Annotated in this window: 10 protein-coding genes; 6 read left to right on the forward strand and 4 right to left on the reverse strand. The window is 70.5% G+C overall.

The annotated features are described in order from the left end of the window. Position 1: 1 nt before the first annotated feature. Both IU449_RS06340 and IU449_RS06345 read right to left on the reverse strand, forming a co-directional pair. Positions 2 to 1492, reverse strand: a complete 1491-nt coding sequence (locus IU449_RS06340) for an aldehyde dehydrogenase family protein (protein ID WP_195000963.1) — start codon at positions 1490 to 1492, stop codon at positions 2 to 4. A 122-nt stretch (positions 1493 to 1614) separates the two neighbouring features. Continuing rightward, a complete protein-coding gene (locus IU449_RS06345; RefSeq protein WP_195000964.1) occupies positions 1615 to 3165 on the reverse strand; it encodes a class I adenylate-forming enzyme family protein in 1551 nt (516 codons plus the stop codon). Between the two features lie 365 nt (positions 3166 to 3530). On the opposite strand from IU449_RS06345, the gene IU449_RS29810 reads away from it, so the two are divergent. Continuing rightward, positions 3531 to 4763 carry a hypothetical protein gene (locus tag IU449_RS29810; RefSeq protein WP_195000965.1) on the forward strand — a complete coding sequence of 411 codons (1233 nt, stop codon included), beginning with the start codon at positions 3531 to 3533 and terminating at the stop codon, positions 4761 to 4763. Continuing rightward, positions 4760 to 5311 carry a twin-arginine translocation pathway signal gene (locus IU449_RS06355; RefSeq protein WP_228803743.1) on the forward strand — a complete coding sequence of 184 codons (552 nt, stop codon included), beginning with the start codon at positions 4760 to 4762 and terminating at the stop codon, positions 5309 to 5311. Before IU449_RS29810 ends, IU449_RS06355 begins: the two co-directional genes overlap by 4 nt. Positions 5312 to 5407: 96 nt before the next feature. Here IU449_RS06355 and IU449_RS06360 read toward each other — a convergent pair whose 3' ends face one another. Together IU449_RS06360 and IU449_RS06365 are read right to left on the reverse strand one after the other, a co-directional pair. Beyond that, entirely contained in the window at positions 5408 to 6244 is an 837-nt protein-coding gene (locus tag IU449_RS06360) for an SDR family oxidoreductase (protein ID WP_195000966.1), read from the reverse strand. A 124-nt stretch (positions 6245 to 6368) separates the two neighbouring features. Further along, positions 6369 to 7142: a CoA pyrophosphatase gene (locus IU449_RS06365; protein WP_324188109.1), complete on the reverse strand. Its 774-nt coding sequence runs from the start codon at positions 7140 to 7142 to the stop codon at positions 6369 to 6371. Between the two features lie 224 nt (positions 7143 to 7366). Between IU449_RS06365 and IU449_RS06370 the strand changes: the two genes are divergently transcribed. From IU449_RS06370 to IU449_RS29440, 4 genes are all read left to right on the forward strand, one after another. Further along, positions 7367 to 8419, forward strand: coding sequence for an alpha/beta hydrolase (locus IU449_RS06370; RefSeq protein WP_195000967.1), 1053 nt, complete (start codon positions 7367 to 7369; stop codon positions 8417 to 8419). A 195-nt stretch (positions 8420 to 8614) separates the two neighbouring features. Continuing rightward, positions 8615 to 9532 (forward strand): universal stress protein, encoded by a 918-nt coding sequence (locus IU449_RS06375; RefSeq protein WP_195000968.1) that lies wholly within the window; start codon positions 8615 to 8617, stop codon positions 9530 to 9532. 479 nt (positions 9533 to 10011) lie between these two features. Then, positions 10012 to 10884 carry a universal stress protein gene (locus IU449_RS06380; protein WP_195000969.1) on the forward strand — a complete coding sequence of 291 codons (873 nt, stop codon included), beginning with the start codon at positions 10012 to 10014 and terminating at the stop codon, positions 10882 to 10884. Positions 10885 to 10917: 33 nt separating this feature from the next. After that, on the forward strand, positions 10918 to 11052 hold the full coding sequence (locus IU449_RS29440; protein WP_267468261.1) for a hypothetical protein: 135 nt from the start codon (positions 10918 to 10920) through the stop codon (positions 11050 to 11052). Positions 11053 to 11169: the final 117 nt, after the last annotated feature.

The following is an 11169-nucleotide window of genomic DNA, read 5'->3' on the forward strand; positions in this document are numbered from 1 at the left end:
CTCAGCCGACGATCGTCGCGAAGGTCTTGCTTTCCAGGAACTCCTCGAGCCCCGCCGCACCCATCTCGCGGCCGATGCCCGACTGTTTGAAGCCGCCGAACGGCGTCTCCGGGCCGAAGTAGTGACCGCCGTTGATGCTGAACGCTCCGGCGCGGATGCGGCGCGCGACGGCGACGGCTCTGGCCTCGTCGGCGCTGTAGACCGCTCCCGCCAGACCGTACTTCGAATTGTTGGCGATGCGGACCGCGTCGTCGTCGCTGTCGAACGGGATCACCACCAGGACCGGCCCGAAGACCTCCTCCTGAGCGATCTCGCTGTCGGGGTCCACATTCGTCAGCAGCGTCGGGGTGTAGAAGAAGCCCGGATCGACGCGTTCGCCGCCGGTGACCAGCGTCGCGCCGTCGGCGATCGCGCGGCGGACCATGCCGTCGACCTTGTCGCGCTGGCGTTCGCTGATCAGCGGCCCCATATAGGTGTGCGGGTGGGCCGGGTCGCCGTAGGTGATGTTGGAGAAGTTCGTGGCGAGCATGGCGACCAGCTCGTCGTGACGTTGCCGGGGAACCAGCAGCCGGGAGGTGAGCGCGCAGCCCTGACCCGCGTGCGAGCACTGGCTGAACGCGGCGAACATGGCGGGCAGGCCGAGGCCGGCGGTGTCGAGGTCGTCCAGCACGATCATCGCCGATTTGCCGCCGAGCTCGAGGAAGACCTTTTTCACGGTCTCGCTCGCGGCCGACATGATGCGCTTGCCGGTGGCCGTCGATCCGGTGAAAGTGATCATGTCGACGTCGTCGTGGGTGGTCATCACCACGCCGATGGCCGGGTCCGAGGACGTCAGCACGTTGACCACCCCGGCCGGGATATCGGTGTGCTCGGCGATGAGCTCGCCGATCGCGAGCGTGACCAGCGGGGTGTCCGGCGCGCCCTTGAGCACCACTGTGCACCCCGCGGCCAGCGCGGGCGCGAGCTTGGCGAGAGCGAGCTGGTTGGGGTAGTTGTAGGCCACGATGGCGCTGACCACGCCCGCGCCCTCCTTCTCCACCCATCGCCGGTGCTTGGACCCCCGGACCTCCGCCTCGCCGAGTTCCTCCACGAACGGGTAGGTCCGCAGCAGATCGGCGTAATAACGCACGATCTCGATGGGTGAATCGACCTGGGCGGTGGTGAGCAGACGGGTCGCTCCCACTTCGGCGATCGTCAGCTCGCGCAGCTCTTCCCGATGTTCGGTCAAGGCGTGGTGGAGCTGGTCCAGACAGTGGACGCGGAACTCGCGGTCGGTGGCCCAGGTGGTCTCGTCGAAGGCACGGCGGGCCGCGGCGATGGCGGCGTTCACATCGGCCACACTCGCGTCCGGGGCGTGGCCGAGGACCTCGCCGGTGGCGGGGTTCAGGGTCGGGAAGGTGACCTCGCGACTCACCAACCGACCGTCGATGAGCAGGTGGCGCCGGAGATTCAGAGGCGTCGTGGACGCGGGTGTCGTGGTTTCGGTTGACATGCTTCCCCACTCACGGAAATCGTTGTGCTGGCTGGTTTTCGACGGGTGACGGTGACCGGGCCGAAGCTGACGGTCTCGCCTGGCGGCGCGATGCGCGGGACGGGGTGAACGACCGGATCACGCTAGGACGACCGGGCCGTGGGTTGCGCGGCGCCCTCGGACCGGCGGCTGCGGCCGGCCGGCGGGCTGTCGGCCTGCTCGATGTCCGCGACGAGGCTGCGCCGGAGGACTTTCCCGGTCGCAGTGGTGGGCAGTTCGTCGCGGAAGACGACGCGGTCGGGGGTGCGTGAGCCACGCAGGCGGGCGCGGACGAACCCGCGCAACTGCTCGGGATCGGGGTCGGCGGGTCCGGCGGGTACCACGACCGCGACGATGATCTGGCCCCACTGGGCGTCCTCGAGGCCGACCACCGCGACTTCACGCACCGCGTCGTGTTCGACCAGCACATCCTCGATTTCGGCGGGTGCGATGTTCTCGCCGCCGCGGATGATGGTGTCGTCGGAGCGGCCGCCGATGAACAGGTAGCCGTCGGCGTCCAGGCTCGCGATGTCGCGGGTGGGGAACCAGCCCTCGGCGTCGAGGACCGAGCCGATGCCGGTGTAGCGGCCGGAGACCTGCGGACCACGCACGAACAGTTCACCTGTCCGGCCCGCGGGCAGTACAGCGCCGAGTTCGTCGCGGATCTGCAGTTCGATGCCCGGCACCGGTGTGCCCACCGACGACAGTCTTCTCGCGACGTCAGGGTCGGTGGCCGCGTGCGCCACCCGGTGGTCGTCGGGGCCGAGAACGGCGATGGTGGAACTGGTCTCGGTCAGGCCGTAGGCGTTGACGAAACCGACCTCGGGCATGAGTTCGAGTGCCTTGCGCACCAGCGGGAGCGCGACCTTGGCTCCGCCGTAGGCGAGCGTGCGCAGACTCGCCAGATCCGCGCCGGTGCGTTCGAGTTCGCTCACGATCCGGTCCAGCATGGTCGGCACCACCGTCGCACTGGTGATGCGTTCCTCGGCGACCAGGCTCAGCCAGCGGGCGGGATCGAACTGGCGCAGATAGACCAGTTTCCGGCCCGCGTAGAGGTTGGACAGTACCGCGCTGACGCCCGCGATGTGATAGGGCGGAACGCTGATCAGTGCGGCGTCTCCTGCTGCGGCCGAGGCGAATTCGACGGTTCCGGTGATGTAGCTGACCAGGTTGGCGTGGGTCAGTTCGACGGCTTTGGGCGCAGAGGTGGTGCCGGAGGTGAACAGGACCACCGCGACCTCGTCCTCGCCCTGGGGCGCGGCGGCGCCGCCCTCGCCGGACCGCCCGACGAAATCGTCCGAGGACATCGTGGTGCCCCCGAAATCGCCGACCACGTCGAGATATTCCGTATCGCACACCAGCAGCGGCGAGTCGAGCCGGGCGAGCAGTTCGAGCAGCGCGGGGCCGCTGAGGCGGTAGTTCAACGGCGTGAACGGCACACCGGCGCGAGCCGAGGCGAAGATCAGAAAGGGGAGCATCGGCCCGCCGGTGCCGATATAGGCCAGGCTCCGGCATTCCGAGCCCGCGATCCGGGCGCCACCGCCGTCGGCGAGTTCGGCGAGCCGGGCGGTGGTCCAGCGCACATCGTCGCAGACGACCGCCGTCCGATCCGGGTCGCTCGACGCCGCCATGTCGAGCAGCAGTGACACGCTCATCCCGCACCCTCTCCGCGAACCTCGCCACGGGTCGCGCGGCACGGGGTTGGCAAACCCCGATGTCCGCCCGTCGACGATATTTGCATTCTCCTTTTGAGAGAATATCATAATCGCGACTTGGCGGCAGGCGTCAAGTATCGCTCCCGAGCGAGCGGATGCTCGCGCGACCAGAGCCACCGAATTCCGCCGTCTACCACAACAAACAGGCACTCCAGCCCGCACGTGCTGTGATAACGTGATTCTCGTCTATGGATAATCCGAACCCCTCCCATATGGCAGAAGGGTTCGAGACCGTGGGCATGCCTCAGAGCCGTCGAACGATCGCGGATCGACCCGTGATCCGTTCCCACACCGAGGATCCGGCGATGACCCAGCTCACCGACAGCGACAACCGCGCAGGCCCCGGCAGCCCCGGAGCCACTGATCACGGAGGTCGCGTCGACACTCCCCCGGACCGTTCGCTCGACCCCACCGCCGACCGAGCGGCCGCCCGGCCACCGAACGGCCGGGGCCCGTCCCCCGGCCCGAACGACGCGCCGGCCTGCGGCGGCGCCCCGGCCATCCTCGACGAGCTACGGCTGGCGGCCGAGGAAGCCGAAGCCGAAGCCGTCGCAGCGGAAGCGGTCGCCGCAGCCGCCCTGGCACGCGCCCGGGCTACCCGGTTACGCAGGCGCGCGACCACGGCGGCGGGTCCGGGCGCGGCCGTGGAGGCGCCCGAAGCGCTGAGGCCCGGTGCCGATACGATCGCATCAAGTGGCGCGGACCGCGGGCCCGCCACCGCACCAGTGCCGACTCCCGCGCCCGCGTCGGTTCCGGTGGCGACGGGAGTCGGGCCCGAAGACGCGGCCGAACCCGAGGACTCGGCACCCCCGGCCGATCGCGCGTCCGCGACGACAGCCGACCTCGGATCCGGCGACATCGGATCCGGCGACATCGGGACCGGCGACATCGGGACCGGCGCTGCCGATCACGGCACCGCCGTACCGACGGACGCGGTGCAGAGCAACTCGGCGAGCGTCGGCCACGCAGACGAACGGTCCGCGGAAGACGACTCCACGGCCGAACGCTCCGAGCACGAGAGCACCGTCGCCTCGTCGGTGCGGTCCCGGCGCGCGCCGAGCGCGCGGGCGTTGGTCAGCGCGGTCGCGGTCGCGGTGATCGCGGTGTCCGGCACGGTGAGTGGGCTGCTGGTCCACCATCACCAGCAGACAGTGCAGGCGAATCAGCGCGAGACGGAGTTCGCCGAGGCGGCGCGCCAGGGCGTGGTCGCGCTGACCTCGCTGGATTTCCGTCGGGCCGAGCAGGATGTGCAGCGGGTGCTCGAACACTCGACCGGAGCGTTCCGTGACGACTTCGAGAGCCGGTCGCAGGATTTCACCTCGGTGATCCAGCAGTCGCAGGTCGCCACGGCGGGCACGGTGAATTCCGCCGCCGTCGAGTCGATGGCCGAGGATTCGGCGGTCGTCCTCGTCGCCGCCACCTCACAGGTCACCAATGCGGCCGGGGCGCAGGAGGAACCGCGGGTCTGGCGGTTGAGTGTGACGGTGACCCGTGCGGGAGACACGATCAAGATGTCGAAAGTGGAGTTCGTGCCATGACAGCTCTCGGTAAGACGACCACACGCGGCCTCATGAGCGTCTCACGCCGGATACTCGCCCTGCTGCGCGCCGAACGCGGCATCACCCTGCTGTCGATCCTGGCGATCGCTTCGGCCGCTCTCGCGGTCACCCTGTGGGCGACGCAGTACCGCACCGACAGCCACGTCGACGAGGCGGCCGCGCGGGCGGCCGTCGACGCCGCGACCACCGGAACGGTCGCGCTGCTGTCCTACGCCCCCGAGACCATCGACGCCGACTTCGCCTCGGCCAGAACGCATCTCACCGGCGAATTCCTGGCCTACTACAGCCAGTTCACCCAGCAGATCGTCGCACCGGCAGCCAAGGAGAAATCGGTCGCCACCGATGCCGCCGTCGTGCGCGCCGCCGTCGCCGAGCTCACCCCGGACCGCGCCGTGGTACTGGTCTTCATCAACCAGACCACCACCAGCGCCGACAAGCCCGACCCGGCGACGACGGCGAGCAGTGTGCGGGTAAGCCTGACCAAAGTCGAGGACTCCTGGCGAATCTCGCAATTCGAGCCGGTGTAGTGCTGACCCCACCCTCCACGGTGGGGCCCGCACACCACACCTCTCGGCACCGGCACCAGCACCGGCACCGGCACCGGCACCGGCACCGGCATCAGCTCAGCTCGCGCCGAGTTGCACCGCGCCGCTGCGGACGGCCGCGACCACACCGCCGTCGACGAGCAGGTCGGTCCCGGTGATGAAGGTCGACTCGGGACCGAGCAGGAACGCGACGGCCGCGGCGATGTCGGCGGGGGTGCCGACCCGGCCGGTGCCCGAGCCCGCGATCATCGCGCGCATGCCCGCGCCGGACTCGCCCGCCAGTTCCTCGCGGCCCATGGGGGTGGAGATCACGCCGGGGCTGATGCTGTTGACGCGAGCGCCGCGAGCGCCCCAGGCCAGGCTGGCGGACTGCACGCGAAGCTGGTTGCCGCGCTTGGCGAACGCGTAGGCCGCGCCCGCGTTCGGGATCGCGCTCTCCTGCAGGAACGGCAGATCGAGCAGTTCGCCGGAGGGGGTACGGGCGAGGGCTGTCTCCATCTCGGCCGGCAGCGCCCCGGCCGTCAGGCTGCCCGCCATGCTGGCGATCACCACACCCGCGCCGCCGGGAGCCACGACCTCGCCGAATGCGTCGAGCACGTAGGCCACACCGGCCAGGTCCACGCCGAGGATCGCGGCGGCCGAGGCCTGGGTGGGCGACAGGCCCGCGGTGTGCGCGACCGCGGTGACCGCCCCGAGCTCGGCCGCGCGGGCGGCCAGCGCCGTCACCGCCGCGGGATCGGAGACGTCGACCTGCTGGGTGTGGACGTCGTAGCCGTCGCCGCGCAGGCGTTCGGCCACGTCCTGGAGCGCCGCGTCGTCGAAGTCGGCCAGCAGCACCGGGCGGCCGGGACCCAGCCTCCGGGCGATGGCCATTCCCATGCCGCCGATGCCGATCACGACCAGAACGTCACTCATGGCGCTCCATTCCTTCCGCCGGGGACGATCCCGAATTCCGATGCGATGCTTCGATCCTGCTATGTCCGGGGTCCGGCCGCGAGCAATCCGGGCGAACCCCGGCGCGGCGCGACCTGTCGCCGATTCACCGGCGGGTCCAGTCGGGTTGGGCGAAGTGCGCGACCCTCGCCTCGGCGGGCGCGCTACCGAGCAGGACGACCTCACGGAACTGCCACAGCATCGCGCCGGTCGGCGCGTGGATGGTCATCTTCGGGCCGAGCCGCATCTGCAGCAGGTCCGGCCCGTCGGGGAAGTCCGCGTGGCGCAGCCAGTGCGGCACATCCGCGGCGCCGAGCCGCGTCAGCGACACATAGTGGACCGAGTGGACCTCCCCGGGGTCCGGGCGCAGTCCCGCGGTGTCGGGCATGGTCACCACCACCGGAGTGATCGCGAAGCCGGACGTGGCCGGGAAGTCGTCGAGCACGCCGAGGATGTCGCCCGGATCGGCGGGCAGGGCGAGTTCTTCGTGCAGCTCGCGCAATGCCGCCTGCTCGGCCGTCTCGCCCGCTTCCATCCGCCCGCCCGGCAGCCCCCACTGCCCGGCATTGCGGCCGCGGTAGGCACGCTTGATCACGAGCACCGACAGTTCTCCCGCCTCGGCGGGCACGACGCACAGCACGACCGCCGCTCGCCGCATGCCGGGTGCGTCGGGGACCTCGATCCGAGGGAACCGTTCGAGGCGGGAATGGGCGAGTGCGCGGAAGCTCGCGATATCGAGTTCGGCCGTCGGTCGGCCGCCACCAGCCGAGGACGGCTCCGGCGATGAGCCACCCGGTGCGGCCGGCTCCGGCGTGCTCGGTTCCGCTGCGCGCGGGGCGTCCGAGTCGTCCGGGGACCGCAGTTCGGATGTGGTGCTCATCGTTCGATCTTGCCTCGAGCCCGCAACGGCCGCGAACGGCGATCTCGTCCGCATCCCGGACACGGCGGCGTAGCGCGCCCGGCCCCCGTTTCGGGCGGCATGCGGGGACAGTTCGTGTCCTGGCCCGCCCGCGTGTAACAGTTAGTCCTCGATCGGGTATGTAGCCGGTCACAGGACCAATAGCGCGCGCGTGGGCGCGGCGAGGCTAGGCAGGTGGTGCATTCATGCGTTCTCGGACGCGGAAATCGGTGATCCGGGCGCAAGCCGGGGTGGGGAGACGGAAGCGGGTGCTGCGCACCGCCGCCGCCGCGCTCACCGCCGCGATGTCCATGTCGGTGTTCGCGGGGGCGACCTCGGCCGAACCGGCCGAGGCCTCGGCGATCACCTCCGTCGAGAAGGACGGCCGGACGTGGCATCTGAAGGTGTACTCGGCGGCGATGGGCTCCGAGATCACCGTCGACGTGCAGCGCCCGGCCGACGAGTCGGTGCCCGCGCCGAACCTGTACATGCTCAACGGCCTCGACGGCGGCTACGGCACGGCGAGCTGGAAGGCCGCCACGCACGCCCTGGAATGGCTGGCCGACAAGCCGGTCAACGTCATCCAGCCGATCGGCGGCCGCGGCAGCTACTACACCGACTGGCTGCAGCCCGACCCGCGACTCGGCGTCAACAAGTGGAAGACGTTCTTCACCGAGGAACTGCCACCGCTGTTGGACAAGGAACTCGGCTCGACCGGCCTGAACTCGCTGGCCGGTCTGTCCACCTCGGGTACCTCCGTGCTGCAGCTGGCGCAGGCGAAGCCCGGCCTGTGGAAGTCCGTCGCCGCCTACAGCGGGTGCGCGCAGATCGCCGATCCGGTCGGTCAGCAGTTCCTGAAGCTGGCCGTCGAAACCTGGGGCGGCGGTGACACCGAGAACATGTACGGTCCCGCCGACAGCCCGCTGTGGGCCGAGAACGACCCGGTGATCAACGCCGAGAAGCTGCGCGACACCAAGCTCTACATCTCCACCGGCAGCGGTATCCCGGTGCTCGAGGACGTGCAGTACTACCTCGACAGCGCGCCGGGTCCGATGGGCGCGGTCAACCTGAGCCTCGGCGTGATCATCGAGGCGGCCGTCAACGGATGCACCGCCAACCTGAAGAACAAGCTCGATTCGCTGGGCATCCCGGCCACCTACAACTTCAACCCGGTCGGCACCCACTACTGGCCGTACTGGGAAGAGGCGCTGAAGGATTCGTGGCCGCTGCTCGCCAAGGGCATGGGCCTGAGCAGCTGAGCCGAGCGCTCGCACGAAACGAAAGGCACGCCGCGGCGGCGGCAGTTGTCCGCTGCCGCCGCGGCGCGCTCGTCCGCCGGACGCCCGGCTCTTCGCGATCGCCCCTCGAAGAGGGGACCATCGGCCTGCGGCGGGTGTGACCGGATCCGGCCTAACATGAGGGCACCACAGCCGACTCGCGAAAGGGCCGCGCACATGATCAGTGAAGACCCGCACATCCTCGTCTCCGCGCCGATCGTCGTCGGCATCGACGGCACCGCCGGTGACGCCGCGGTGCGGTGGGCCGCCGAGACCGCCGCCCGCCGCAAGCGCCGCCTGTTGCTCGTCAACGCCGTGAACGTGGCCGCGGCCAGCGCGGTCTTGGGGCCCTACGATCTTTTCGTCCCGCCGGTGACGACCGCTATGCGGGACAGCAGCGCCGAACTACTGGCCCGCGCCCGCGAGCTGGCGGCATCCGTCGCCCCGGACATCGACATCGATACCGAGTCCGCCGACGGCAGTCCCGGCAAGATCCTCATCGACCGATCGGCCACCGCGCACCTGACCGTCCTCGGCGCCACCGGCACCGGCGGCACGCTCGCGCACCTCGGGTCGACTCTGCTCGCGGTCACCTCGCACGCCTCCGGCACCGTCGCCGTGGTGCGCGGCGCGAACCCCACCGCCACCGAAGACGCGAACGGGCAGAGGCTGCCGGTGGTGGTCGGCGTGGACGGCAGCGAGCTGGGTCGCGCCGCGGTGGAGGTGGCGTTCACCGAAGCCGCCGAGCGCAACGCGCCGCTGATCGCCGTGCATTCCTGGACCGACCTGCCCGCGGAGGGGTTCTTCGGCCTGCCGCCGGGCATCGAGGATCAGGATGTGCAGGAAGCCGCGCAGCAGTTGCTCGCCGAGCAGCTCGCGGGCTGGCGCGAGAAGTTCCCCGATCTCGACGTCTCCACCCGGGCCTACTTGTCCGGGCCGCGCAAACACCTGCGCGAGTGGTCCGAGCGGGCGCAGCTGGTCGTGGTCGGCAGCAGGGGGCGCGGCGGGTTCCGCGGCCTGCTGCTCGGTTCCACCAGCAACGATCTGGTGCAGAACGCCCAGTGCCCGGTGATGGTGGTCCACCCGAAGAAGTGAGCACCCTGGCGCACCGCCCGTTCCCGCCCGAGTGAGACCCGCCGCTGATTCGGCTTGTCACCGCCTGCGCACAGGCAGGCGGCCTCGGGCGAGCCAGGTGATCGCCTGCTACCGGACCCGGGCCGTACCGCCGGGTTCGGTGGACGACCCTTCCCGCTGATCACCGTGGAAGATGTTCGCGCATGCCGATCGCCGAGATCACCGCCACGGTGGTGACCGTCGCGGTCACCGTGTTCACCGGCAGTCCGGCACCCGGCGTGATCGCGGGGGTGCTCCCACCGCGTCGCCCACTTCACCGAGGTGGTCGTGGCGGACCGAACCCGGGTGCGGCAGGATGTATCCGGCGCGAGCGTCGGGACCAAAGACCCGTGCGGGACGTGACCGGATTCTCCTATGCTCCGAGAATCCGATCGAATCCGCACGCCAGTCCGGTCGGTCGCTCCGAATGCCCGCCAGCAAGCTCGCCCGAAAGGCTGCCGATGTCCGAGAATTCGCAAGCGCCCGTCGTCGTCGGAGTGGACGGCTCCGAATCCGCCCGCCCCGCGCTGGTCTGGGCGGCCGAATACGCCGCCAGGCACCGTCGGCCCCTGCACCTGGTGTACGCGATCGGCATGCCGGTCACCTTCGACCCCGGTTTCGCCGGTCCGGTCGACAACGAGACGAGCATCGAGGCCGCGAAGCCGACCGTCGCCGAGGCCGCCGAGACCGCGCGCAAGGCGGCCGTCGCCATCGGCGAACTCACCGTGAAGTCCTCCGTGGTGGTGTCCGCGCCCATCCCCGAGCTGCTGCGCCGCTCCGAAGAGGCGCATCTGGTCGTGGTCGGCAGCCGCGGTCTCGGCGCGTTCCGCCGGGCGCTGCTCGGCTCGGTCAGCACCGCGCTGGTGCGGCACGCCGAGTCCCCGGTCGCGGTCATCCCGGAGACCGAACCCGCGCCCGAGGGCCCCGTCGTCGTCGGCGTGGACGGGTCGCCGCTGAGCAGCGCCGCCATCGCGCTGGCCTACGAGGAGGCGCAAGCCCGTGGCGCGAAGCTGGTCGCCGTGCACGGGTGGTCCGAGCTCTACCGCTATGTCTCCCGCGACGAGATGCAGGGCGAGGCGGAGGCCCTGGTGGCGGAGAACCTGGCCGGTTACGGCGAGCGCTACCCTGACGTCGTGGTCGAGCGTCTCGTCGAAGAGGAGCGCCCGGCCAAGCTCCTGTTGAAGGCCGCGGAATCGGCGCGCCTGGTCGTGGTGGGCAGCCACGGCCGCGGCGGGTTCCCCGGCATGACCCTCGGTTCGGTCAGCCAAGCTGTGTTGCACGGAACCGACAGCCCCGTCATCGTGGTGCGCCCCCGGCCGGGAGCCACCGCCTGACCCACCACGACACCACCGGACGGAGAATCCACCATGTGCATGCCCACACCCTGCTCGACCTGCGGTAAGACCACCTGGGCCGGATGCGGTCAGCACATCGACGAGGTCCAGGCGAGCGTGCCCGCGGACCAGTGGTGCCCCGGTCACGCGGAGTCGAACGCCGGCTGATCCACGCGGGCGTCCGGCGTCGTCGGCTGGCGCATGACGGTCGTCTCTCCCCGTCGGCTTACCGGCGCGCTCAGCTGATTCGCTGAGCGCGCCGCGCTCGTCCGATTCGGCAGTCCG

Source organism: Nocardia higoensis, from assembly GCF_015477835.1.
Classification (GTDB): Bacteria; Actinomycetota; Actinomycetes; order Mycobacteriales; family Mycobacteriaceae; genus Nocardia; species Nocardia higoensis_A.